This is a genomic window from Tepidimonas sp. HKU77, assembly GCF_049728535.1.
GTDB lineage: Bacteria > Pseudomonadota > Gammaproteobacteria > Burkholderiales > Burkholderiaceae_C > Tepidimonas.
On record NZ_CP187300.1, the window covers coordinates 1,777,722 to 1,800,510 of the forward strand.

A 22,789-nucleotide genomic window follows, 5' to 3' on the forward strand; every position below is an offset into this window, starting at 1 on the left:
CGCTGCGCGCCATTATGGCGGCATCGGGCCCGGCGTGGGGCGGTACTGCAGCGCTTCCGCCACATGAATGGCCTGCACGCGCTCGCTGCCCGCCAAGTCGGCGATGGTGCGCGCCACGCGCAGCGCCCGGTGCGTGGCCCGCCCCGACCAGCCCAGCCGTGCCGCCGCCTGCTGCAGTAGGCGCTGTGCGGCATCGTCGGCGGCGGCGTGGGCCAGCAGCGCGTCCCCTTGCAAGGCGTGGTTGGGGCAGCCCTGGCGTGCCTCGGCGCGTGCCCGCGCGGCCCATACCCGCTCACGTACCACGGCGGATGACTCGCCCGGGGTCGATGTCAGCAGCACCTCGGGCGGCAGCGCCGGCACCTCGACCTGCAGGTCGATGCGGTCCAGCAGCGGGCCGCTGAGGCGGCTGCGGTAGCGCTGGATCTGCTCGGGTGTGCAGCGGCAGGCGCGCGTCGTCGCCCCCAGGTAGCCGCACGGGCAGGGGTTCATGGCCGCGACGAGCTGAAAGCGTGCCGGGTACTCGACCTGCCGCGCTGCACGCGACAGGCGCACCGTGCCGGTCTCGAGCGGCTCACGCAGCGCCTCCAGCGCGGCACGGGAATATTCGGGCAGCTCGTCCAGAAACAGCACGCCGTGGTGGGCGAGCGAAATCTCCCCTGGGCGTGGTGGCGAGCCGCCGCCCACCAGCGCCGCCGCACTGGCCGTGTGGTGTGGGGCGGCGGTGGGGCGCTGGCGCCAGCGCTGTGGGTCGAAGCGCCCGACCAGCGAGGCGATGGCTGCCGCCTCCAGCGCCTCGTCGTCGCTCAACGGGGGCAACAGTCCGGCCAGCCGCTGCGCCAGCATCGATTTGCCCGAACCCGGCGGCCCCGACAGCAGCAGGCTGTGCCCGCCAGCTGCCGCGACCTCCAGCGCCCGCCGCGCGGCCGCCTGCCCCTTGACGTCAGCCAGATCGGGGCCGCTGGGTGCGGTATGCACCAACGTGGTGCTAGCACGCACCAATTGCCAGCCACCCGCGTCGTCGGCAGCCTGACCCTCGCCCGCTGCGAAGCGCTGCACCACGTCCCGCAGGTGCGCCACGCGCACCACCGTGACCCCGGGCACGAGGGCGGCTTCCTCGGCGCTGCCCGCGGGCAGCACCAGGGTGGGGGCCGCCGGGCGCTGCGCGTGTTCGGTGCGCAGGGCCAGTGCCATGGGCAGCGCGCCGCGCACGGGGCGCAAGGCGCCGCTGAGCGAGAGTTCGCCCGCGTATTCGTACCCCTGCAGGGCTTGTGCATCGAGCTGGCCGCTGGCGGCCAGGATGCCCAGCGCGATGGGCAGGTCGAGCCGACCCGATTCCTTGGGTAAATCGGCGGGCGCCAGGTTGACCGTGATGCGCTTGGACGAGGGCCACTCCAGCCCACTGTTCTGGATCGCCGAGCGCACGCGCTCGCGCGCTTCCTTGACTTCGGTATCGGCCAGTCCAACCAGCGTGAAGCTGGGTAAACCGTTGGCCAGGTGCACCTCGACGTGCACCGGATGCGCCGTCAACCCCACGAGGGTACGGCTGTGCACCACGCATAGACCCATGACCTGTCGCCCTCCCTCTCGCTCGTGCGAATGGCTCGGTGCCAATGATGCCATGGGTGGCGAGCCGGTCGGCGAGCGTGCTGGCCGCGCGCGGCATCGGCGCAGGCTGGCACGCGTCGTGCTTTGGATGGGTGAGCCTAATGGAAAGGTGAGCAACCCCAAGGAAAGGACTGCCATGAAACTGGTCACCGCCATCATCAAACCCTTCAAGCTCGACGAGGTGCGCGAAGCGCTGTCGGCCATCGGCGTGCAGGGCATCACGGTCACCGAAGTCAAGGGCTTTGGGCGCCAGAAGGGCCATACCGAGCTCTACCGGGGCGCGGAGTACGTCGTCGATTTTCTGCCCAAGGTCAAGGTCGAGGCGGCCGTGGCCGACGGGCTGGTCGAGCGTGTCATCGAGGCGATCGAGTCTGCGGCCCGCACCGGCAAGATCGGCGACGGCAAGATCTTCGTCTTCCCGCTCGAGCAAGTGATCCGCATCCGCACTGGCGAGACGGGCGCCGACGCGCTCTGACGCCGCGCCCATCCATCCAACACCCATCACCGTGAGGGGATTCCCATGAAAAAACTGCTCTTGAGTCTGTGCCTGGGTATCGGGCTGGTATGGGCTGGCGCCGCGCTGGCCCAGAGTGCCGAGCCTCCCAAAGACGCGCCCGCGGCGGCCGAGACCGCGGCGCCTACTCCCGCCCCCGCCGCGACCGAACCGGCGGCGGCCGAGCCCGCTGCTGCCGCTGCGGCGGCGGTCACGGTCGACAAGGGCGACGTGGCCTGGATGATGACCGCCACGCTGCTGGTCGTCCTGATGGTGCTGCCTGGGCTGGCGCTGTTCTACGGCGGGCTGGTGCGTAGCAAGAACATGCTGTCGGTGCTGATGCAGGTGATGATGGTGTTTTCGCTCATCACGGTGCTGTGGGCCATTTACGGCTACAGCCTGGCGTTTGGGGGCGAGGGGGCCATCATCGGCAGCTTGGACAAGGTCTTTCTGGCGGGGGTGACCACGGCGTCATTGGCGGATACCTTCACCGAAAACGTCAAGTTACCGGAGCTGATCTTCGTTGCATTCCAGGCCACTTTCGCGGGCATCACCTGTGCGCTCATCGTCGGCTCGTTTGCCGAGCGCATCAAGTTCAGCGCGGTGCTGCTGTTTAGCGCGCTGTGGTTCACGTTCAGCTACCTGCCGATCGCGCACATGGTGTGGGGGCCTGGCGGTTATTTGTTGGACAAGGGTGCGCTGGATTTTGCCGGTGGCACCGTGGTGCACATCAATGCCGCCATGGCGGGTCTGGTCGGCGCCTATCTGCTGGGCAAGCGTATCGGCTATGGTCGCGAGGCCATGCCCCCGCACAGCCTGACGCTGACGATGGTGGGCGCTTCGCTGCTGTGGGTGGGCTGGTTTGGGTTCAACGCGGGCTCCAACCTGGAGTCCACCGCCGGTGCCGCGCTGGCGTTCCTCAACACGCTGCTGGCCACCGCAGCGGCCGTGCTGGCCTGGTCGATCGGCGAGGCGCTGCACAAGGGCAAGGCGTCCATGCTGGGCGCGGCATCTGGGGCGGTGGCGGGGTTGGTGGCCATTACCCCGGCGTGCGGTTCGGTCGGGCCCATGGGTTCCATCGTCATCGGTTTGGTGGCGGGCTTCGTGTGCCTGTGGGGCGTGACGGGCCTCAAGAAGATGCTCGGTGCCGATGATTCGCTGGACGTGTTCGGTGTGCACGGGGTCGGCGGCATCGTCGGTGCGCTGCTGACAGGGGTGTTTGCCGCGCCGGGGCTGGGCGGCACGGGTGCCGAGGACTTCAGCATCGCCAGCCAGCTCCTGGTTCAGGCCGAGGGTGTCGTCATCACCATGGTGTGGTCGTCGGTGGTGGCCTTCATCGCCTACAAGATCGTGGACATGGTCATCGGTCTGCGCGTGACCGAAGAGGAAGAGCGCGAGGGTCTGGACATCACCTACCACGGCGAGTCGGCCTACAACCGCTGACGACGCCACGGCTTCATCTGCCTCGCGTCTCTCCTAGGGCTCGTGGCCCGGGTTGCGCCAAGCACCCGGGCCTTTTTTCAACCAGCGTGACCGCCAGTCGGGCAGGGGGTCGTCAAACGGGCGACGCGACGCGGCCGCCTGGGTGGGCGGCAGGCGCCACAATCGGGGGGATGGAATGGCTGGTTTTGACAGCGGCTTCGTTGCTGGCGGGGTTCGTGGATTCGATCGTGGGCGGCGGCGGCCTGATTCTGGTGCCGGCGCTGTTTGCGGCCTTTCCGCATGCGCCGCCCGCCACCTTGCTGGGCACCAACAAAAGCGCTTCGATGTGGGGTACGGCGACCGCCACGTGGCGCTATGCCCGGCGCGTGCCCCTGCGCTGGTCGGCGTTGCTGCCCGCAGCGGGGGTGTGTGCGCTGGCGGCATGGCTGGGGGCGTGGGTGGTGACGGTGGTGTCGCCCGAGGCGCTGCGGCGCGCACTGCCGTTCGTGCTGGCGGCGGTGCTGCTCTACACCCTGGCGCGCAAAGACCTGGGCCGCACCCATCAGCCCCGCTATGCGGGCCGCGCCGAGGTGCTGGCGACGTGCGCGGTGGGGGGCACGATCGGGTTTTATGACGGCTTCTTCGGGCCGGGCACGGGTAGCTTTTTCGTGTTTGCCTTCGTGCGCTGGCTGGGGTACGACTTTTTGGGCGCGAGCGCGGCGGCCAAGCTGCTCAACACCACGTCCAACGTCGCGGCGGTGGCTCTGTTTGCCTGGAAGGGCCACGTCTGGTGGCATTACGGGCTGGCGATGGCGCTGGCCAACGTCGCCGGCAGCCTGCTGGGCACGAGGCTGGCACTCCAACACGGTGCCGGCTTCGTGCGTGGCGTGTTCCTGATCGTGGTCGCGGCACTCATTGCCAAGACCGCCTGGGACGCTTACGGCGCGCTGCCCTGAGGCGGCGGCCACGGGATGTCTTCGACGCGCCGCGGCGTGCCAATGGGCGCGGCGGTTTGGCCTTTTTGCGTGGCGGCGATGTCCTCTTCGCTCGGGTACTGGCCCAGCAGCAGGTAATCGAACACCCGGCGCGCAATCGGGGCCGCGTGGGCGGCACCAAAACCGGCGTTTTCCACGATCACGGCCAGCGCCACGCGCGGGGATTCCAGCGGCGCGAACGCCACGTAGAGCGAGTGGTCGCGCTGGAATTCGGCCAAGCGGCGGGCGTCGTACTTGTCGCGCTGGCCGATGGTGACCGCCTGCGCGGTGCCGGTCTTGCCGCCGCTGCGGTAGGGGGCGCCTGCAAACACGCGCGCAGCCGTCCCCTCGGTGGTCACGGCCGCCATCGCTTCGAGCACGGTCTGCACGTGCTGTGGCCGGTAGCCCAGCGCCAGTGGCGCTGGCTGCACCCGGGTCGAGGTGACTTCGCCTTGCGGACCAGGGGCAAGCGTCTCTAGCACGACGTGTGGCGTCTGGCGCTGGCCGCCGTTGGCCAGCGTCGCCATCGCGGTGGCCAGCTGTAGCATCGTGAAGCTGTTGTAGCCCTGGCCGATGCCCAGCGAGATCGTCTCGCCCGGGTGCCAGCGCTGCTGCTCGGCTCGCTTGTAGGTGGCCCGCTTCCACGCGGGGCTGGGCAGAATCCCGCGCGCCTCGCCCGGTAGGTCGATCCCCGTGAGCTGCCCAAATCCCAGCGGGGCCATGAAGTCGTGGATGGCCTGTACACCCATCTCGTGTGCCAGGGTGTAGTAGTACACGTTGCTCGACATCACGATGCTGCGCCTGAGGTCGACTGCACCGAGCGCATGTTCGCCGTGGCTGCGGAAGCGATGGTTGCCCAGTGTCCAGTAACCCGGGTCGTTAATCACCGTCTGCGGCGTGCGCAGCCCCAGCTCAAGAGCGGCCAGTGCCATGAACGGCTTGTAGGTCGACCCGGGCGGGTAGGTGCCGCGCAGCGCGCGGTTGAGCAGTGGGCGGTCCAGCGATTCGTTGAGCGCACGCCAGTTGTCCACGTCGATGCCGTCGACGAACAGGTTGGGGTCGAAGCTGGGCATGCTCACCAGCGCCAATACCTCGCCCGTGCGCGGGTCGAGCGCGACCAACGCCCCGCGCCGCTCGCCGTACAGGCGCTCGATCAGGTGCTGCAGCCGCACGTCGATCGACAGGCGCACCGTCTCGCCGGGCTGCGGGGGCGTCGCCTCCAGTCGACGCACGGCACGCCCGGTGGCCGAGGTTTCGACGCGTTCGAAACCCGTGCGTCCGTGCAGGTGTTCCTCTTGCGCTTGCTCCACCCCCAGCTTGCCGATGTGGGTGGTGCCGCGGTAATTGGCGACTTTTTCCTCGGGCCAGTCTTCCATCGCCTCGCGGTCGCGCGGGCTGATGCGCCCGATGTAGCCCACGACGTGCGCGGCGGTGGGGCCCAGCGGGTAGCGCCGCAATTGGCGCGCTTGGATGTCCACGCCAGGCAACGACCACAGGTGGGTGGCGACGCGCGCCATCTCGGCCTCGCTCAGCCGGGTTTTGAGCGGCACCGAGTCGATGCGCTTGGAATCGGCCAGCAGTCGCCGAAAGCGCTGCAGATCGCGTGGCGTGAGCGTGACCAACTCACCCAGCCGCTCCAGGGTGGCGTCCAAATCGGGCGTGCGCGCGGGGACGATCTCCAGGGTGTACACGGGCAGGTTTTCGGCCAGCACGATGCCGTTGCGGTCCACGATACGCCCACGCGGCGGTACGATCGGCAGCACGGCGGTGCGATTGCCTTCGGCCTGTGCCGCGTAGCGCTCGTGTTCACGGATTTGCAGGTGCCAGGCCCGCAAGGCCACCAGGCCAAACGCACACACCACAGCCACCAGCGCGATCCAGGCGCGCCAGCGCAGCTGCGCGATGTGGGCGTCGGCGTCGGTGTAGGCAGTCATCGCGGGGTTGGGCGGGTCTCGCGGCCGAGGGAAGGACATGCCCCGCGATCACAGGGGCCGCGTCTCGTCGGGGTCGGGTGCGCGGCGCTGCGGTGCGAGCAACAGGCCGGTCGCCGGCACCCACAGCGCTGCGGTCAGCAACGGCGACACCCAGGCCCATGCGGGCGGCGCGCCATGCCCAGCGACGGCGCGAACCAGCACCTGTACGCCAAAGGCCACCGCCAACAGCGGCAGCACGTGCAGCGTCTGGCCCAGCCAGTCGAACCACAGCACACGCCGGTGCAGCGTCACTGCCAGGTACCCCATCACCGTGTAGGCCAGGGCGTGTTGCCCCAGCAAGACACCCTGGTGCACGTCCAGCCCCAACCCGGCCACGAATGCCACCCCCACGCCGACGCGCAGTGGCTGGTGGACGATCCAAAAGACCAGCACCAGCGCCATCCAGTCCGGCAGCCAAGCGGCGGGGCTGAGCAGCCCTTGCAAGACCTGCAACACGAAGGCCGCGGCCAGTGTCACCCAAACGAAGGTGGGGTTGGCCGGCAACAGCAGCGCCTGGCCGCGCGGCATGATCATGGCCGATCCTCCCGGGCAGCGGGGGCGCTGGACATCGGCTCCAGCACCAGCACGTGCAGGGCGTCGCGCACGCGCGCTGCGGGCTCCGCCAGCACCTCGGCAAAGCCTTCACCGCCCTCGGCCGATACCCGGCGCACCGTGGCCACGGGCAGGCCCGTGGGGTACAACCCGTCGATGCCGCTGGTCACCAGCACGTCACCGGCGCGCGTGGCAGTCTGCACGGGAACGAAGCGCAGGCTCAGTTCGGGCTCGTCGCGGCTGCCGGTGCCATAGGCCAAATAGCGCTCCCCGGTGCGGGTATTGAGCACCGGTACCGCCATTTTGCGGTGTACCAGCAGCGTGACCTCGCTCGTGGCCGGGTGCACGCGCGTCACCTGCCCCAGCACGCCGTAGCCGTCCATCACCGGGGCGCCCAGCCGTACCCCCTGCAGTGCGCCCCGGTCGATCACCACCCCAGGCACGTAGGGATCGGGTAACGCATACAGGATTTCCGCACCCTGCGCGGCGGGCGATACCCGCTCGCGCAGGCCGAGCAGCCGACGCAGTTCGCGGTTTTCTTGCGCCAGGTGCTCCACCAGCCCGGCGCGCTGCGCTTGCTGGGCCAATTGCTCGCGGGCTTCGCGGGCGTCGCGCTGCGCCGCCTCCAGCGACGCCAAGTGCGCCCCCACCCACCGCACTGCGTGCACCGGCTGCAGCGCCAGCCACTGCACCGGCATCAGCACCGTGGCCACGGCGGTGCGCAACGGCGCCGCCCAGTGTAGGCGGGCATCGACCACCATCAGCACCACGGCCAGTGCGCTGAGCACCAGCATCTTGCTCAGCGCGGGCGTGCCCTGCTTGAAAAAGGGCGGCGGTGTGCGGTCGAGGGTGCCCAGCGGCATGGTGCGGCGATGGCGATCGGGCCGTCGGCGACGGGGCCGCCCACGTGCCTCACTCGTTGGTGAAGATGCCGTGACCCAGCCGGTCCATCTGCTCCAGCGCCGTGCCGCAACCGCGCACCACGCAGGTCAGCGGGTCTTCGGCCACGAACACCGGCAGACCGGTTTCCTCGTTGAGCAGCCGGTCCAGGTCGCGCAGCAGCGCGCCACCGCCGGTCAGCATCATGCCGCGGTCGGCGATGTCGGCGCCCAGCTCCGGGGGGGTTTGTTCCAGCGCCGTCTTGACCGCGCTGACGATGTTGTTGATCGGGTCCGTCAGCGCCTCCAGCACCTCGTTGGAGCTGATGGTGAAGCTGCGCGGCACGCCTTCGGAGAGGTTGCGGCCCTTGACCTCCATCTCCTTAACTTCGGAGCCGGGAAAGGCGCTGCCGATCGTCTTTTTGATCAGCTCCGCGGTGGGCTCGCCGATCAACATGCCGTAGTTGCGGCGGATGTAGTTGATGATGGCCTCGTCGAACTTGTCGCCGCCAACGCGCACGCTGCCCTTGTAGACCATGCCACCCAGGCTGATGACGCCCACCTCGGTGGTACCGCCGCCGATGTCCACCACCATCGAGCCGGCGGCCTCGGACACGGGTAGGCCGGCACCGATCGCCGCGGCCATCGGCTCTTCGATCAGAAACACCTCGGACGCGCCAGCACCGAGAGCCGATTCGCGGATGGCGCGCCGCTCCACCTGCGTGGAGCCGCACGGCACGCAAATGATGATGCGCGGGCTCGGGCGCAGCATCGAGCGCGGGTGCACCATCTTGATGAACTGCTTGAGCATTTGCTCGGTGACGGTGAAGTCGGCGATCACGCCGTCCTTCATGGGCCGGATCGCTTCGATGTTGCCGGGCACCTTGCCCAGCATGGCCTTGGCCGCGTGGCCGACGGCCTGGATGGTTTTTTTCCCGGTGGGGCCGCCCTCGTGGCGGATGGCGACGACCGACGGCTCGTCGAGCACGATGCCTTTGCCGCGCACGTAAATGAGCGTGTTGGCCGTGCCCAGGTCGATGGCGAGGTCGGTCGAGAAGTGCCGACGCAGAGATTCGAACATGGTGTGTGGAGTCCTGTGCAGCCTGCCAGCAAGGGGTGGGCGTCTGGCCGCGGGCAGGCCATATCGCGAAACCCGGGATAATACCGCATCGACCTCTGTCCACGGTCTCGACACGCGGCGTTTTCATTCGTTACACACCATGGCACTGACCCTACAGGATGTCGATCGCCTCGCGCATCTGGCGCGGCTGGCGCTCGACCGCCCCACCGCCGAGCGCATGCTGGGCCAGCTCAATGCGTTTTTCGACATCGTCGAGCAAATGCGCGCCGTCGACACCACCGGTGTCGAGCCGCTGGCGCATCCGGCCGAGGTCTTCGAGCCGGTGCGTCTGCGCCTGCGCGACGACGTCGTGACCGAACCGAACCAGCGCGAGGCCAATCAGGCCAGTGCCCCGGCCGTCGAAGGCGGCTTGTACCTCGTGCCGCGGGTGATCGAATGAGTACCGAACTGCACCACATGGGCGTGGCCGAGCTGGCGGCGGCGCTCGAGCAGCGGCGCGTCTCTAGCGTCGAAGCGACGCAGGCACTGCTGCAGCGCGTACGCGCGCACGAGGCGCTGGGCGCCTTTTTGGCGCTGAACGAGGAAGCGAGTCTCGCGCAGGCCCGCGCGGCCGACGAGCGGCGCGCACGCGGCGAGCACACGCCGCTGCTGGGCGTGCCGATCGCGCACAAGGACGTGTTCGTCACGCGCGATTGGCCGACCACCGCCGGCAGCCGTATGCTGGCTGGCTACCGCAGCCCGTTCGACGCCACCGTGGTGGCGCGCCTCGGGCACGGCGCCGACGGCCACCCCGGCGCGGGCGCCGTGACGCTGGGCAAGCTCAATTGCGACGAATTTGCCATGGGCTCGGGCAACGACAACTCGGCCTACGGCCCCGCGCGCAACCCGTGGGACCCCACGCGCGTGCCCGGCGGCTCCTCCGGCGGCTCGGCAGCGGCGGTGGCGGCGCGGCTCGTGCCTGCGGCCACGGGCACCGACACCGGCGGCTCCATCCGCCAGCCGGCGGCGTTTTGCGGTGTCACCGGCATCAAACCCACCTACGGCCGCTGCTCGCGGTACGGCATGGTCGCCTATGCCTCCAGCCTGGACCAGGCCGGCCCGATCGCCCGCTCGGCGTGGGACTGCGCGCTGCTGCTGTCGGCCATGGCCGGCCCCGACCCGGACCGCGACTCCACCAGCCTGGACCGCCCGGCCGAGGACTACACGCGCGGGCTGGACGAGCCGCTGCCCGGCGCCAGCGCCGCGCGGCCGCTGCAGGGCCTGCGCATCGGATTGCCGGTGGAGTTTTTGGGTGACGGCTGTAGCGCCGACGTGCTGGCCGCCGTGCGATCGGCACTGGCCGAGTTCGAGCGCCTGGGTGCCACGCTGGTGGACGTGCACCTGCCGCGCACGCAGCTCGCCATCCCCGCCTACTACATCATCGCGCCGGCCGAGGCCAGCTCCAACCTCAGCCGCTACGACGGCGTGCGCTACGGCCACCGGGCCGCCGAGTACACCGACTTGCTCGACATGTACCGCCGTAGCCGCAGCGAGGGGTTCGGTGCCGAGGTGCAGCGCCGCATCCTCATCGGCACCTACGTGCTGTCGCACGGATACTACGATGCCTACTATCTGAAGGCACAGCAAATCCGGCGCCTGATCGCGCAGGATTTTTTGCAGGCTTTCGAGCAGTGCGACCTGATCGCGGGGCCGGTGGCGCCCACCGTGGCCTGGGCGATTGGCGACAAGGCCGATGACCCACTCGCGGCGTACCTGGCCGACATTTACACGCTGCCCGCGTCGCTCGCTGGCTTGCCCGGCATGAGTGTGCCGGCGGGCTTCGGCGCGGGTGGGCTGCCGGTGGGCCTGCAGCTCATCGGCCCGCACCTGGCCGAGGCGCGCCTGCTGCACGCCGCGCACCAGTTCCAGTGCGCCACCGACTGGCACACCCGCGCCCCGGCGGGCGACACCCTCTCGCGTCAGGCTTGACCCATGACCCGTTCATCGTTTCTCGTTCAGGGCTACGAAGTCGTCATCGGCTTCGAGACGCACGCCCAACTGTCCACGCGCAGCAAGATCTTTAGCCGCGCGGCCACCGCCTTTGGCGCCGAGCCCAACACGCAGGCGTGTGCGGTCGATCTGGCGCTGCCGGGCACATTGCCCGTCATGAACCGCGCTGCGGTCGAGTGCGCGATTCGCTTCGGCCTCGCGGTCGGGGCCCACATCGCCCCGCGCAGCGTTTTCGCGCGCAAAAATTACTTCTACCCCGACCTGCCCAAGGGCTATCAGATCAGCCAGTACGAAATCCCCGTGGTGCAAGGCGGCGCCATCGAGTTCTACCTGGGCCAGGAGCGGCGTACCGTGCGCCTGGTGCGCGCGCATCTGGAAGAAGACGCCGGCAAGAGCCTGCACGAAGACTTCCACGGCATGAGCGGCATCGACCTCAACCGCGCCGGCACCCCGCTGCTGGAAATCGTCACCGAGCCCGACATCCGCTCCAGCGCCGAGGCGGTGGCCTACGCCAAGGAACTGCACAAGCTCGTCACCTGGATCGGCATCTGCGACGGCAACATGCAGGAAGGCTCCTTCCGCTGTGACGCCAACGTCAGCGTGCGCAAGCCGGGGCAGCCGTTGGGCACGCGGCGCGAGATCAAGAACCTGAACTCGTTCCGCTTCATGCAGCAGGCCATCGACTACGAGGTGCGCTGGCAGATCGAGCAGTTGGAAGACGGCCGCGCCATCGAGCAGGCCACGGTGCTGTTCGACCCCGACACAGGCGAGACGCGCGCCATGCGTAGCAAGGAAGACGCGGCCGACTACCGCTACTTCCCCGACCCCGACCTGCCGCCGCTGGTGATCGCGGCCGACTGGGTGCAGCGCGTACGCGCCGAGCTGCCAGAGCTGCCGCGCGCCATGGCCCAGCGTTTCGTGCAACAGTACGGCTTGCCCGAGTATGATGCCGCCCTTCTCACGCAGTCCCCAGCCATGGCGGCCTACTTCGAGGCCACCGTGGCCGCCGGCGCCGCGCCCAAGGCGGCCAGCAACTGGATCATGGTGGAGCTGGCCCGGCGCCTCAACGCCGCCGACCTGGGCATCGAGGCCTGCCCGGTGATCCCGCAGGCGCTGGCGGTGCTGCTGGGCCGCGTGGCCGACGGCACCATCAGCCATGCCGCGGCCAAACAGGTGTTCGATGCCCTGTGGGCTGAGGGGCCGGCCGCCGACCCCGCGGCCCAGGCGGCGCGCGTCGATGCCCTCATCGAGGCCAAGGGTCTCAGGCAAATGAACGACACCGGCGCCCTGCAAGCCATCGTGGCGCAGGTGATTGCCGCCAACGAGAAAAACGTGGCCGAATACCGTGCCGGCAAAGAAAAAGCCCTCAATGCGCTGGTCGGCCAGGTGATGAAAGCCACCCAGGGCAAGGCCAACCCGCAGCAGGTCAACGAACTGTTGCGCCGTGCGCTCGGCGGCTGAGCGCGGCGCCGGAGGCACAGCCGGGCGCGCCTAGCGCCGCTGCTGGGCGGTGTCGTTGCCGGCGTTCGTCGCCGCAGCGCTCCACAGCCGCTCCAAGGTGTGCCGCTCGGCCTCGAAGCGCTCGTCGATGCGGCGGCGCTCTCGCTGCAGGTCGGCAATGAACTGCGCCTGCTGCAGGCGCTGCTGGGCGTTTTGCGCCAAGCGCTGCTTCAGCGCCGCCGGAGCCCTGGCCGGATCGCGTCGGTAAAACGCCAGCTCCTCGTCGATGCGCTCGCGCTCGTGCTCCAGCGCTTGCGCGTAGGCCTGGGCGGCTTCCAGGGTCGATTGGACTTGCTGCAGGGCCGCCTCGTGCGCACGCTGGTGGGCGGCGGGCTCCGGGTAGCGCTGCAGTAACAGCGACTCGCGCCGGCGCTCGTCCGCCTCACGCGCTGCGGCCTCGGCTTGCTGCCGCTGGCGAGCTGCGGCGCGTTCGCGTTCCTCCGCCGTGGGCGGCGGGGTGATCACGCGGCGCACGGTGCCCGTTGGTCCCAGTTCGCGCTGCTCGCGGTCACTGCACTCGGGTATCGGCCGGTCGGACGACAGCAGTCGCCCTTGCGCATCGATGCAGGTATAAATGCCGCGGGTCGAGGGGGTCGTTTGCGCGCCCGCAGCGGCAGCGTGCAACGCCGTGACCGCAACGACGGCAACGCCCGCCAACAATCGGGCGCGGCGGCAGGTCACGATGGCCAGGGGGGTCCGAGGCAGGCACATGGGCGATGTATGGTGCGACACGATACCGTCCGACGCAGGCCACGAGGGACGCCCGGCCGCCTGCGGTGTGTGTGCCCCCCCTTACGCCACCCCGTAGCGGGCGCGATAGGCCCACACCTGGGCCTTGTATGGCGCCAGCTCCGAATCGGCTTGTTGCTCCAGATAGTGCAGCAAGTCGTCCAATTTGGCAATGGCACACACGGCCAGGCCCAGCTCGCGCTGCACATACTGCACCGCGCTATACGGCACGTCGCGCACCGTGCCGTCGGGGCCGACTTCGGTGGCCATCTCCTGCCGGTCCAGGGCAATCGCCATCGCGTGCGGCGTGGCGCCGGCGCCACGGATGAGCGCGATCGACTCGCGCGCCGCGGTGCCCGCACTCATCACGTCGTCGATGATGAGCACCCGCCCGCGCAGCGGCGCGCCCACCAGCAGGCCCCCTTCGCCGTGGTCCTTGGCCTCTTTGCGGTTGAAGGCAAAGGGCGCATTGTGGCCGCGCCGCGCCAGTTCCACCGCCACCGCCGCCACCAGCGGAATACCCTTGTACGCCGGGCCAAACAGCATATCGAAGGCGATGCCGCTGTGCAAAATGCGCTCGGCGTAGCACTGCGCCAGCTGGCCCAGCTTGGCACCGTCGTCGAAGCCCCCGGCGTTGAAAAAATAGGGGCTCAGGCGCCCCGCCTTGGTCTTGAAAGCGCCAAAGCGCAGCACCCCAGCGTCCAGGGCAAACTGCACGAAGCGCTGCGCCAGCGCGTCGGACTCGGGGGCGGAGTGGGCAGATGACATCGACGAAGGCAGGTGGCAAACCAAGCGTTGGGCCCCGATTGTAGGAGCGCATCGCGCCGCGCCCCGGGCGGTGCTGCGCAGGCGTTGGACCTGCCGGGTGCTGTGGCTGCCATGGGCCCGCCCAGCGCTGCAGGAGCCGCGGGTCGTCGCACTCAGGCGCGCAGCCAGGCCCAGGTGGCAAACCCCAAGGCCGTCAGCGCCAGCGACCCGCCCACGTGCAGGCCCATCGCCAGCAGGGCCCAGCCCAGACGGCCTTGTTGCAGGAGGCTGACCACCTCCACCGAAAAACTGGAAAACGTCGTCAGCCCGCCCAGCAGGCCGGTCACCAAAAACAGTCGCCACGCCGGCGCCACCTCGGGGTGGTGCAGCAGCACGGCCACGACGACGCCGATTGCGTAGCCGCCCATCCAGTTGGCGGCCAGCGTGCCCAGCGGCAAATGGGGCAGCACGGCATTGAGCGCCAACCCCAGCCACCAGCGCAGCAAGGCGCCGACGGCCGCACCGCTGGCCACGGCAAGTATCGACGACATCATGGGGCAACTATCGCCCGCTTGCGCGGCGTCGCGCCACGCATCCCCGCCCGCTGCGGCCGGTGCTCCGGCGGCGGCCGGTGTCCCATGCAGTGCCCGGGTCGCGCCGCTGGGTGCCGCTCGCGCGGGCTGCGCCCCAGCGCCGCTGTCGCGGGCCCCGTCGTCAGCCACCCACCACCCCGGCCGCCACGTGGCCGGCGGGCACATGCTTGGCGGCGCTGTCGACGTGGCGCGTCTGGTCGTCGAAAAAGAAGTCCGGCTCGAATTCGCGCAAAAACTCGCCCTTGGGCAGTCCACCCAGAAACAGTGCTTCGTCCACCTCGATGCGCCAGTCCATCAGCGTGCGGATGGCACGTTCGTGGGCCGGTGCGCTGCGCGCCGTCACCAGCGCGGTGCGGATGCGCATGGCCTCCGTCCCCTCCTGCTGCAAGCGGTGCAGCGCCTGCAGCAGCGGCTTGAACGGGCCGCCCGGCAGCGGCTGCGTGATCTTGCTGGCTTCGTGCGCCTGAAAGGCATCCAGCCCCTCGGCCTGAAAGACGCGCTCGGCCTCGTCGGAAAACAGCACCGCGTCGCCGTCGAAGGCGATGCGCACCTCGTGCGGGTGCGCGTCCGAGGCGCGCTGGGCGTGCGGGTACACCTGCGCCGCGGGAAAGCCGGCTTGCAGCGCGGCGCGTACATCGTCCAGATTGGCCGACAGGAATAGGTTGGCACGCAACGGCCGCAGATAGCGCCAAGGCGGCGCCCCGCGCGTGAATACCCCGCGCAAGATGGGCAGCCCGTAGTGCGCTGCCGAGCGAAATACGCGCAGGCCCGACACCGGGTCGTTGCGCGACAGAATCACCACCTCCACCCGCTGCGCCTGCGCGTCGTTGAAGCGCAGCAGCTTGTGCACCAACGAAAACGCCACCCCGGGGCCCGCCGGCTCGTCCAGCCGCTGCAGCTGCAACTGCATGTACGCGCGGTCGTCGCCCTGCTCGAAGACACGGTTTTCCGCCTCGAAATCGAACAAGGCGCGCGAAGAAATGGCCACCACCAGGCGGCCGTCCAGGCTGGTCACGGCAATACCCCCTGTTCGTGTGCAACGCGGCGGATGGGCAGCGGCGGCAGGTTGGGCGCTTCCCGCACGACGTCGATGCGCTGCTCGCTCATCGCCGCCTGCAGCCGCGCGCCCAAACGGCTGGCCAGCAGGGCGGGGTGCGCGATGGGCTGGGCGACGGTGACGAGCAAATCGATATCGCCGCCCCGTGCGCCGTCGTCCACCCGCGAGCCGAACAGGCGCACCTGAACCTGCGGGCCGAAGAGGGCCCGCGCCTCATCGACGATGCGCTGCGCGTGATGGGGAGCTAGCCGCATGATGCCGATTCTGGCACAGTAAGCGCCGCGCCGGCGCTGCAGTCGCTGGCCGTGACGCGCCGAGCAGCCGGCGTTCGTCGCAGAAGGTCGGTGCGGGCTGCGACAACCGCAGGCGCCGTGACAGGGCGATTACTGCCACGCACGCCTCGCTATCGTTTGAATACCAAGCCTTGTCCCGTGGGCAGTGGCATCACGCGATAGTTTCGGCTTTGAAACCACTGATCTTCGGCCAGTTTTTGTGCCCGGTACACGCCTGACCATTCGTAATCATCCAGGATGATCATGCCGCCCGGTACCACGCGATCGAATAGGGCGTCCAGCACTGCGATCTCAGCCTCGGCGTGGTTGAGGTCGATGTGCAGGTACGCAATGCGCTGCGGCGCGCCCTGCTGAAAGGAGTCGGGCAGCAGGCCTTGTATCAAGCGCACCCGTGGATAGGCCTGGAAGCGCTCGCAGATGGCGTGAAAAAATCCTGGTGCCTGTCCGGGGAAGGCGTGACCTTCTACAGGGTTATAATCGAATGTATCATAACCCCAAAATGTTTTGGGGAATTGCGGGCCGCCCAGGTAGTCAATGACGGTTTTGACGCCAGTGCCGGCATAAACGCCACACTCGACGAAATCGCCTTCGAGGTGGATGGCATGCGCGGCGGCGCAGGCCAGAATATAGCGTCGCCAAAGGATCGCCTCATCGGAATCATTAATGGCGTTTTCTTGCCAGGACTTGACGAAGGTCGGATCCTCGAGTGGCGAAATATTGCGGCACCAGGTAAATAGATTATCACCGATGTAATAGCCGGGGGCTACCAACTGGCGGGCTTCATCCAATAGGGCATGGAAGCGTTCAGGATCGGTAATACCCCAGGAGACGGACGTCTGAAAAATCTTGAGCTCATCGACAGGGGGTTGAGGCAGCGGAGGCAATGGTATCATGCGAAAAACCTCTGTCAAAAAGTGTTCGAACCAGGAGCAGTTGATTGGCGTCCTTTACAGGTATCGACATAATGGTGTCGTCACTTTCCAAGTCGGCCGCCGCATCGAATCCATAGCGTTCGATTAGATGTGCAGAGGCGTCGGCGGTATGCGACCATGGTGTGTCGTCGGTTTCATCGATGATAAGTTCCAAATTCTGCGCGGTTGTCAAGCGCAGCCGTTGCTCGCGTCCCAGCCGATAGACCCATTCCTCCCACGGCAGACTGGGAATACCCACCAAATGCCAGTCGAGCGCCACGGCGTCGCGCGGCAGTGCCAGCAAGGAGGCCTTGCTCATCGCCAGCCAACGCCCATCTAGGATGGCCCATCCGCTGTCGACGGCCTGCAGCGACGCCCCGCTTTTGCGCAGTTCGAGCGTCGCGCGACCCATCTGGGCGGCAACCGCGTAGCAGGAGACCTTGTCGTCAAACGCCGCACGGCGCCAGTGTAAACGATTCCACTGGCGGGCGCCGCCGAAAGAGACCACGTCGCCGTGGCGCAGCGCTTCTTCGCAGGCAAGCAAGGCGTTGGCGGCCACGATGCGCACGCCAGCGCTGGCGAACAGCACGAAGTCCACCGGCGTTTCGTTCAGGTCATGCAATACGCGGTCGAAATCCCAGGGCAGCGTGGCCGTGTAGCAGGGGAAAAAAAGTACGTGGGAGGCCTGCTTGTCCAGCGCCGTTTGCCATTGCCGTCGGCACTCGTCAAAGCGGTCGTGATCGCGCGCTTCGATCACGATGGCCCAACGTGACGGTGCCGCAGGTTCCGAAAACGTTTGCTCCCCGCCGGCGCCCATCATCGCATCGATCCAGCGCGCAAGCCAGGTGAGATAGGTACGATCGATCGAATCGGACGTGTCTTCGGGCGCGACGCGCGGGCGCCACGCGGCCAAGGTGGCGCGCGCATCCAGCGCCAAAGCGGCGCGCAGCAGCGCAATCAAAGCGGCGGCTGTGTCTTGCGCTGCGGTCGTCGTTTCGAGCAGCGCCTGGGTTTCGCGCAGAATGCCGACATAATCGCCGTCGAGTTCGCGTTGCAAAATCGGCAGCAGGCGCGCTGGTAAATACTGTGGATCGAGGCGCAGTGCGTAGTCGATGATGCGGCGCGCCACGTCACTTTGCCCGTGTCCCCAGGCTTGATAGGCACGCCGCGTGATTTCCTTGACGGGCAGGTGCGGCGAGGGCAATGCCGGGCGCGATGGTGCACCGCTGGCGGCCGCCTGCCACCATTCGCGATAAGCGGTTTCAACCTGGCGGCAGTAACGCTCGCCATCGCCGAGCGCCGTGGCGGTAAAGCGTTGCGCGGCTTCCGCGCGGAAGCGACGCACGGTGGTGCGCTCCCGGTATAGCGCCACGGCACGCTCGACATAAGTATCCCAGTCGGCGACCGCGCACTGCGGCAGCCCGACGTTGCGCAACATGGACAAGCCCATGCGGGAGCGCAGTCCGTCACCATACCGGCTGACCATCGCAACGCCCATGTACAGCGCAAACGCGCTGGTGGTGCCGCCGTTGAATGGGTAGGTGTCGAGCAGCACATCGATTTCGTTGAATGAAGCGAGAAACTCATTACTTGGTACTGGGCCAACCAGTTGCAAGCGGTTGGTATCGAGCCCAGCGTGCTGCGCCCGACCGAGAAAAGCCCGCTGTGCCGCCGGATCGGTGAAATTAGGCGAGCGCACCAGCAGCCGTGCGTCGGGGCACTGACGTAAAATGTCGGCCCATACCGATAGGATGGTGGTGGTGACTTTGGATATGTTGCCCACCGACGCAAAGGTGAACGTCTGGCCGGCGTCGCACGGCGGCTGCGTGCGGCGTTGCGTGACAGGCCAATATGGATCGAAGCACCAGAATGATTCCGGTAAACAAAAAGGCGCCTCAGTGTAGAATTGATCGAAATACGGGCCGGGCGTGATGTGGCGATCGCTGAATTTACCGTCGATGCTGGTCAGGCCAGTGGTCGGTGGGTAGCCCAGGCCGGTCAATTGAATGCGCGCCAGGCGGTTCTGTAACAAATGCAGGCGATTGGTCGAGGTGTGGCCCGCGAGCTCGACCAGGATATCGAGGTCGTGCGAAGCGATGAGACTGAGCAACTGCTGATCGCCCATTTCGCCGACCGCGTGAAAATGCTCGACGCAAGCGCGAATGACGTTCGTCAGTTCGTCGCTGGTGGTGAAATCATGGTACGCATAAATTTCAAAACGCTGGCGGTCGTGGTGCTTCAGCAGTGGATAAACAAAATAAAAGACGGAATGGTTGCGAAAATCGGGCGACCAGTAACCGACGCGCAGGCGCCGATCGGCGCGGCGCCGCGCTTTCGCAGGGCGCGCGGGCACGGCTGGATCAGCGGCCAAGGGTGGCAAGGTTTGTGCCCAAAAATGGTGTTCGGCGGTCAGGGTCGATTCGGGTATCTCGGCGTATGCGCTGTCAAACAGCCAGGCTTCGGCCTGCAACGGGTTGTCGAATGCCTTCAGCCACGCACGCAGTCCCGCTTGGCGCGCTTTTTCAACGTCCCCGCGGCTGTGCAGCAGCGTGGCCAGCACCTGGTCCAAACCGGGAAAATGCGGGTCCAACAGCGGCATCCGCCGAATCAGCTGCCAAGCATCATCGCTGCGATGTGCTTCGGCCAGAATACTGGCTTGGTTGATGAGCGCGGGGGCAAACGTATCGTCCAGTGCCAACGCCAATTCGAATTGCTGCGCCGCCCGCGCCTTGTCGCCGATCTGGGCCCAGCACACGCCCAGGTCACAGCGAGCGGCCGCATCATCGGGGTGGCGGCGCAGGTATTTCTGCAGGTACGCGATAGCGGTGCGAAAGTCGCGCGCCTGCAGCGCTGCCCGAGCGCGCTGCAGCCCAGAGGGGCGTTGCAGAAGGCGGCGCAGGCGCTCCCAAAATGACGTCTGCGCCATCATTGCGTTTTGGCAGGAGCGCCCGTGCGCCGGCGGCTCAGTTCCACGAGTAAGGCTTCGGTGGCGATGCGAATGAAGGACTCGGGGTAGCCGAAGTCGGCCAAGCGCGCGCGCAAGCGATACAGCAAAGCGACCTTGCCCAGATATCCGATACGTTTGCCCTGCTGCGCCTGCAACGCCAGCGCGCAGGCGTGCTCGATGGTCCGCGTGATTTTGTTCGCCGATACCACCCCGGCTGGCGCCGTCAACAGCGCGGCGGGCAGCGTGTGCTGGATGTAATCGACGATGCGCTGTGCCAGCGACCATTCGGTGTCAAAGGACCACCAAGCCATGCGTTGCCTCGAAGTGGAAGGGTAAACGGGTGGATGGGGGAAGGTGCTACCGTCCATCAAAACCCAGGGGCGCGCCGGACAAAGCGGCAGATATACCGGGCGCCGCGGCGACCTGTAGACGCTGCGGCGCGCGCCAGTGATCCAAACGCCTGCGGAGTGGACGCCACGGTGCCCACTCCGCACCACGACACATCAACCGCGACAGCTGCCGGGCATGTACTTCGCCGGCGTTCCGCTGCAACGCCAAGTCAACGTTTGACCTGCAGCGGGCGCCGAGCCAGTCATCGTGATACTCACGTCGCTTGGAGCACCTAGAGCACTTGATGCGCCGGCAACGGTGACTGCGACTGCGCTGGCCCCTACCGAGGATACGCCTCCAGCCGATACCTTCCCATAGGGTGTGATCGAGCAGGCTGCCGAGACTGATGCCAGCGGAGGAAAGCTGCCGTTTGCCTGGTACGTCTCGGTCAGGCACGTACGCACAGAGCTCGCGGCCAAAATCAGCTCGGAGACCTTGGCGCGCACCGAATAGTCTTGATACGCGGGCAGCGCCACCGCGGCCAGGATGCCGATGATGGCGACGACGATCATCAGCTCGATGAGCGTGAAGCCCTGTTGTAAGAGTCGTTTCATGAAAAACCTCCATCCAGTCAAGGGTTGCGTGGGGATGACCGCGAGGGCATCGTGGTCGGCTCATAATAAGCAAAAGGCGTGCCATCATCGCTGGCCGGCTCCGTTGCGGTGGCGGGCGCGGGCGCGCCGTGCCGCCGCGGTGCGTTGACCTCGCCCGGCCGCCACCAAGCACAGCCAATGTTAACGTCAAATCTTGATGCGAAGGGTGTTGACGGCTGCCCCCAAGGTCCTCACCCCAATCCCAGGCGCTGCATCCAGTAGCGCAGTTTGGCCAGGGTCCAGCCCAGTTCGCGTGCGGTGCGGGACTGGTTCCAGCGGTTGCGCTGCAGCAGGGCTTCGAGCTGCGCGCGCGGCAGCGGCGCGGTGGCCGCATCGCTGACGCCGGGTGTGTCGGGCGCTGCTGGCTCGGCGCTGCCGCCTGCGCCCGTTTGGGCGGCATGGCCTGGGGTCGCCGCCTGCGTGTGCGGGCTGGCGGTGGCTGCGCCGCTGGCAGCGGGGAATGGGCCGTGGTGGGCCGGCGCGCCACTGGCGGGCGTGGCCAGGCTGGCTGGCAGGTCGAACGCGTCGGCGTCCAGCGCCGGGCCGGGGTGCAGGGCGAGCGCGCGCTCCAGCAGGTTTTCCAGTTCGCGCACGTTGCCGGGGAAGGGGTGGCGTTGCAGCCGTTGCACGGCGGCGGCGGTGAGGGTGGGGGCGCTGGCCCAGCCATCGCGCCGTGCCAACTGTTGCAGGATGGCGGCGGCGATCGCGGGCAGGTCTTCGATGTGTGCGCGCAGGGCCGGCGCGTGGATGGGGATGACGTTGAGCCGGTAGTACAGGTCGTGCCGGAAGTGGCCGCTTTGCACCAGGCGGGCGAGGTCTTTGTGGGTGGCGCTGACGATGCGCACGTCCACCGCTTCCTCGGCGGTGGCGCCCACCGGCCGCACGGCGCGCTCTTGCAGCGCGCGCAGCAGCTTGACCTGCATCGGCAGCGGCAGGTCGGCCACTTCGTCCAAAAACAGTGTGCCGCCGGCGGCCGCTTGAAAGAGCCCCGGTTTGTCGCCGTGGGCGCCGGTGAAGGCGCCGCGGCGGTGGCCGAACAGTTCGCTTTCCAGCAGTTCGGCGGGGATGGCCCCGCAGTTGACGGCGACGAAGGGGCCGCTGGCGCGGTGGCTGCAGGCGTGCAGCGCGCGCGCAATGAGTTCTTTGCCGGTGCCGGACTCGCCGGTGATGAGCACCGGGGCCATGGTGCGCGCCACGCGCTGGATGGTCTGGCGCACGGCGTGCATGGCGGGCGAGTCGCCCACCAGCCGTTGCAGGGCGGCAGGGGGGGCGGGGGGCGTCCGGCGCGGGCGGCGGGGTGTCGCCAGCCCGTGGCGCGGCGGGCACGGGGGCACCCTGGGGGTGCGCGGCCGCCAGCGCGGTGGCGATGGCCTGCCGCAGCCGTGCGGGGGTGACGGGCTTGGTCAGGTAGTCGAACGCGCCGGCCTTGAGCGCCTCGACCGCGTTGTCGGCCGAGCCGTAGGCGGTGATGACGATGGTGCGCTCGCTGCGGCCGTCGCGCGCCAGCTCGCGCAGCAGGTCCAGCCCCGTGCCGTCGGGCAGCCGCATGTCGGTGACGACGACACGATAGCGCTGCTGCGCCAGCCGCTGGCGCGCACTGGCCACGTCGCCCACGGCCTCCACCGTCAGCCCGATCTTGACCAACGCCAGCTCATAGAGCTGGCGCAGGTCGGGTTCGTCTTCGACGATGAGCAGGGGGGATGGGGTCACGGTAGCTCACGCTGCATCCGAAGCAAGGCCAATTTGAGCGGAGGAAGCTCATGTTCAACGACCTGCCAGACGGCTTCGATATCGATGGCAAGGTAGTCATGCACCAGCACATTGCGAAACCCTGCAATGGCCCGCCACGGGATTTCGGGCGCGGTTGCCTTGCACCCGTCCGAAATGCGCTGGCTGGATTCAGCCATCAATTGGAGATTGCGTATGACGGCATCCTGCACCATGCGGGTGGTTCGGAAGCGTGCAGCATCGCCTTGGGCATACTCCTGCACCCGGTCGATACACTCCAACATGTGTGAGATGTAGACCGCATCGGATTCGGGGCCGGGCTTCATGATCCGTC

General features: G+C 67.9%; 22 protein-coding genes and 1 pseudogene. 6 read left to right on the top strand and 17 right to left on the bottom strand.

Annotated features, from left to right (window positions below; translation table 11 throughout):
- Nucleotides 1–12: 12 nt before the first annotated feature.
- Nucleotides 13–1,566, bottom strand: a complete 1,554-nt coding sequence (locus tag ACPP3B_RS08535) for a YifB family Mg chelatase-like AAA ATPase (RefSeq protein WP_424858713.1) — start codon at nt 1,564–1,566, stop codon at nt 13–15.
- A 175-nt stretch (nt 1,567–1,741) separates the two neighbouring features.
- On the opposite strand from ACPP3B_RS08535, the gene glnK reads away from it, so the two are divergent.
- The 3 genes from glnK to ACPP3B_RS08550 all read left to right on the top strand — a co-directional run bounded on the left by glnK (nt 1,742) and on the right by ACPP3B_RS08550 (nt 4,476).
- Nucleotides 1,742–2,080, top strand: coding sequence for a P-II family nitrogen regulator (gene glnK, locus ACPP3B_RS08540; protein WP_299022182.1), 339 nt, complete (start codon nt 1,742–1,744; stop codon nt 2,078–2,080).
- Nucleotides 2,081–2,125: 45 nt separating this feature from the next.
- Nucleotides 2,126–3,541: an ammonium transporter gene (locus tag ACPP3B_RS08545; protein ID WP_299022184.1), complete on the top strand. Its 1,416-nt coding sequence runs from the start codon at nt 2,126–2,128 to the stop codon at nt 3,539–3,541.
- A 170-nt stretch (nt 3,542–3,711) separates the two neighbouring features.
- Nucleotides 3,712–4,476, top strand: coding sequence for a TSUP family transporter (locus ACPP3B_RS08550; protein ID WP_424858714.1), 765 nt, complete (start codon nt 3,712–3,714; stop codon nt 4,474–4,476).
- Here ACPP3B_RS08550 and mrdA read toward each other — a convergent pair.
- The 4 genes from mrdA to ACPP3B_RS08570 are packed head-to-tail and all read right to left on the bottom strand — an operon-like array spanning nt 4,458 to nt 8,978.
- The gene (mrdA, locus tag ACPP3B_RS08555) at nt 4,458–6,428 is read right to left on the bottom strand and encodes a penicillin-binding protein 2 (RefSeq protein ID WP_424858715.1); all 1,971 of its coding nucleotides are present in this window, start codon (nt 6,426–6,428) and stop codon (nt 4,458–4,460) included. The two genes, ACPP3B_RS08550 and mrdA, sit on opposite strands and share 19 nt — an antisense overlap.
- 48 nt (nt 6,429–6,476) lie before the next feature.
- Nucleotides 6,477–7,001 (bottom strand): rod shape-determining protein MreD, encoded by a 525-nt coding sequence (gene mreD / locus ACPP3B_RS08560; protein ID WP_299022711.1) that lies wholly within the window; start codon nt 6,999–7,001, stop codon nt 6,477–6,479.
- Complete coding sequence (mreC, locus tag ACPP3B_RS08565) at nt 6,998–7,882, bottom strand: rod shape-determining protein MreC (protein WP_299022709.1); 885 nt, start codon at nt 7,880–7,882, stop codon at nt 6,998–7,000. Before mreC ends, mreD begins: the two co-directional genes overlap by 4 nt.
- A gap of 49 nt (nt 7,883–7,931) precedes the next feature.
- Complete coding sequence (locus ACPP3B_RS08570) at nt 7,932–8,978, bottom strand: rod shape-determining protein (protein WP_314226439.1); 1,047 nt, start codon at nt 8,976–8,978, stop codon at nt 7,932–7,934.
- Between the two features lie 139 nt (nt 8,979–9,117).
- Here ACPP3B_RS08570 and gatC point away from each other — a divergent pair, with 139 nt between their 5' ends.
- From gatC to gatB, 3 genes are read left to right on the top strand one after another with little or no spacing between them, the layout of a single operon-like run.
- A complete protein-coding gene (gene gatC, locus ACPP3B_RS08575) occupies nt 9,118–9,417 on the top strand; it encodes an Asp-tRNA(Asn)/Glu-tRNA(Gln) amidotransferase subunit GatC (protein WP_299022704.1) in 300 nt (99 codons plus the stop codon).
- Nucleotides 9,414–10,946, top strand: a complete 1,533-nt coding sequence (gatA, locus tag ACPP3B_RS08580) for an Asp-tRNA(Asn)/Glu-tRNA(Gln) amidotransferase subunit GatA (protein ID WP_424858716.1) — start codon at nt 9,414–9,416, stop codon at nt 10,944–10,946. Before gatC ends, gatA begins: the two co-directional genes overlap by 4 nt.
- 3 nt (nt 10,947–10,949) lie before the next feature.
- The gene (gatB, locus tag ACPP3B_RS08585) at nt 10,950–12,428 is read left to right on the top strand and encodes an Asp-tRNA(Asn)/Glu-tRNA(Gln) amidotransferase subunit GatB (RefSeq protein WP_424858717.1); all 1,479 of its coding nucleotides are present in this window, start codon (nt 10,950–10,952) and stop codon (nt 12,426–12,428) included.
- 30 nt (nt 12,429–12,458) lie between these two features.
- Here the strand turns inward: gatB and ACPP3B_RS08590 are convergent, their stop codons facing one another.
- The 12 genes and pseudogenes from ACPP3B_RS08590 to ACPP3B_RS08645 form a co-directional block, all read right to left on the bottom strand.
- Nucleotides 12,459–13,178 carry a DUF4124 domain-containing protein gene (locus ACPP3B_RS08590; RefSeq protein WP_424858718.1) on the bottom strand — a complete coding sequence of 240 codons (720 nt, stop codon included), beginning with the start codon at nt 13,176–13,178 and terminating at the stop codon, nt 12,459–12,461.
- Between the two features lie 81 nt (nt 13,179–13,259).
- Entirely contained in the window at nt 13,260–13,964 is a 705-nt protein-coding gene (pyrE, locus tag ACPP3B_RS08595; protein ID WP_424858719.1) for an orotate phosphoribosyltransferase, read from the bottom strand.
- Between the two features lie 152 nt (nt 13,965–14,116).
- A complete protein-coding gene (gene crcB, locus ACPP3B_RS08600) occupies nt 14,117–14,497 on the bottom strand; it encodes a fluoride efflux transporter CrcB (protein ID WP_424858720.1) in 381 nt (126 codons plus the stop codon).
- A 160-nt stretch (nt 14,498–14,657) separates the two neighbouring features.
- Nucleotides 14,658–15,551: a 5'-nucleotidase gene (locus tag ACPP3B_RS08605; protein WP_424858721.1), complete on the bottom strand. Its 894-nt coding sequence runs from the start codon at nt 15,549–15,551 to the stop codon at nt 14,658–14,660.
- Nucleotides 15,548–15,847 carry a nucleotidyltransferase domain-containing protein gene (locus ACPP3B_RS08610; protein ID WP_424858722.1) on the bottom strand — a complete coding sequence of 100 codons (300 nt, stop codon included), beginning with the start codon at nt 15,845–15,847 and terminating at the stop codon, nt 15,548–15,550. Before ACPP3B_RS08610 ends, ACPP3B_RS08605 begins: the two co-directional genes overlap by 4 nt.
- A gap of 149 nt (nt 15,848–15,996) precedes the next feature.
- Nucleotides 15,997–16,779 (bottom strand): TylF/MycF/NovP-related O-methyltransferase, encoded by a 783-nt coding sequence (locus ACPP3B_RS08615; RefSeq protein WP_424858723.1) that lies wholly within the window; start codon nt 16,777–16,779, stop codon nt 15,997–15,999.
- A complete protein-coding gene (locus ACPP3B_RS08620) occupies nt 16,739–19,726 on the bottom strand; it encodes a tetratricopeptide repeat protein (protein ID WP_424858724.1) in 2,988 nt (995 codons plus the stop codon). Before ACPP3B_RS08620 ends, ACPP3B_RS08615 begins: the two co-directional genes overlap by 41 nt.
- Nucleotides 19,723–20,055, bottom strand: coding sequence for a hypothetical protein (locus tag ACPP3B_RS08625; RefSeq protein ID WP_424858725.1), 333 nt, complete (start codon nt 20,053–20,055; stop codon nt 19,723–19,725). The genes ACPP3B_RS08620 and ACPP3B_RS08625 overlap by 4 nt, the downstream gene beginning before the upstream one ends.
- A gap of 192 nt (nt 20,056–20,247) precedes the next feature.
- Nucleotides 20,248–20,688 (bottom strand): pilin, encoded by a 441-nt coding sequence (locus tag ACPP3B_RS08630; RefSeq protein WP_424858726.1) that lies wholly within the window; start codon nt 20,686–20,688, stop codon nt 20,248–20,250.
- A gap of 230 nt (nt 20,689–20,918) precedes the next feature.
- Complete coding sequence (locus ACPP3B_RS08635; protein ID WP_424858727.1) at nt 20,919–21,953, bottom strand: sigma-54 interaction domain-containing protein; 1,035 nt, start codon at nt 21,951–21,953, stop codon at nt 20,919–20,921.
- A gap of 199 nt (nt 21,954–22,152) precedes the next feature.
- Nucleotides 22,153–22,437, bottom strand: a pseudogene (locus ACPP3B_RS08640) (response regulator); the annotation flags it as partial.
- Nucleotides 22,434–22,781, bottom strand: a complete 348-nt coding sequence (locus tag ACPP3B_RS08645; RefSeq protein ID WP_424858728.1) for a DUF86 domain-containing protein — start codon at nt 22,779–22,781, stop codon at nt 22,434–22,436. The gene ACPP3B_RS08645 and the pseudogene ACPP3B_RS08640, both read right to left, overlap by 4 nt.
- Between the last annotated feature and the right edge of the window lie 8 nt (nt 22,782–22,789).

Excerpts from the sequence above, each read along its gene's own strand:
- ACPP3B_RS08535 (WP_424858713.1), bottom strand. The coding sequence starts at position 1,566 with ATGGGTCTATGCGTGGTGCACAGCCGTACCCTCGTGGGGTTGACGGCG.
- glnK (WP_299022182.1), top strand. The coding sequence starts at position 1,742 with ATGAAACTGGTCACCGCCATCATCAAACCCTTCAAGCTCGACGAGGTG.
- ACPP3B_RS08545 (WP_299022184.1), top strand. The coding sequence starts at position 2,126 with ATGAAAAAACTGCTCTTGAGTCTGTGCCTGGGTATCGGGCTGGTATGG.
- ACPP3B_RS08550 (WP_424858714.1), top strand. The coding sequence starts at position 3,712 with ATGGAATGGCTGGTTTTGACAGCGGCTTCGTTGCTGGCGGGGTTCGTG.
- mrdA (WP_424858715.1), bottom strand. The coding sequence starts at position 6,428 with ATGACTGCCTACACCGACGCCGACGCCCACATCGCGCAGCTGCGCTGG.
- mreD (WP_299022711.1), bottom strand. The coding sequence starts at position 7,001 with ATGATCATGCCGCGCGGCCAGGCGCTGCTGTTGCCGGCCAACCCCACC.
- mreC (WP_299022709.1), bottom strand. The coding sequence starts at position 7,882 with ATGCCGCTGGGCACCCTCGACCGCACACCGCCGCCCTTTTTCAAGCAG.
- ACPP3B_RS08570 (WP_314226439.1), bottom strand. The coding sequence starts at position 8,978 with ATGTTCGAATCTCTGCGTCGGCACTTCTCGACCGACCTCGCCATCGAC.
- gatC (WP_299022704.1), top strand. The coding sequence starts at position 9,118 with ATGGCACTGACCCTACAGGATGTCGATCGCCTCGCGCATCTGGCGCGG.
- gatA (WP_424858716.1), top strand. The coding sequence starts at position 9,414 with ATGAGTACCGAACTGCACCACATGGGCGTGGCCGAGCTGGCGGCGGCG.
- gatB (WP_424858717.1), top strand. The coding sequence starts at position 10,950 with ATGACCCGTTCATCGTTTCTCGTTCAGGGCTACGAAGTCGTCATCGGC.
- ACPP3B_RS08590 (WP_424858718.1), bottom strand. The coding sequence starts at position 13,178 with ATGTGCCTGCCTCGGACCCCCCTGGCCATCGTGACCTGCCGCCGCGCC.
- pyrE (WP_424858719.1), bottom strand. The coding sequence starts at position 13,964 with ATGTCATCTGCCCACTCCGCCCCCGAGTCCGACGCGCTGGCGCAGCGC.
- crcB (WP_424858720.1), bottom strand. The coding sequence starts at position 14,497 with ATGATGTCGTCGATACTTGCCGTGGCCAGCGGTGCGGCCGTCGGCGCC.
- ACPP3B_RS08610 (WP_424858722.1), bottom strand. The coding sequence starts at position 15,847 with ATGCGGCTAGCTCCCCATCACGCGCAGCGCATCGTCGATGAGGCGCGG.
- ACPP3B_RS08615 (WP_424858723.1), bottom strand. The coding sequence starts at position 16,779 with ATGATACCATTGCCTCCGCTGCCTCAACCCCCTGTCGATGAGCTCAAG.
- ACPP3B_RS08620 (WP_424858724.1), bottom strand. The coding sequence starts at position 19,726 with ATGATGGCGCAGACGTCATTTTGGGAGCGCCTGCGCCGCCTTCTGCAA.
- ACPP3B_RS08625 (WP_424858725.1), bottom strand. The coding sequence starts at position 20,055 with ATGGCTTGGTGGTCCTTTGACACCGAATGGTCGCTGGCACAGCGCATC.
- ACPP3B_RS08630 (WP_424858726.1), bottom strand. The coding sequence starts at position 20,688 with ATGAAACGACTCTTACAACAGGGCTTCACGCTCATCGAGCTGATGATC.
- ACPP3B_RS08635 (WP_424858727.1), bottom strand. The coding sequence starts at position 21,953 with ATGCACGCCGTGCGCCAGACCATCCAGCGCGTGGCGCGCACCATGGCC.
- ACPP3B_RS08645 (WP_424858728.1), bottom strand. The coding sequence starts at position 22,781 with ATGAAGCCCGGCCCCGAATCCGATGCGGTCTACATCTCACACATGTTG.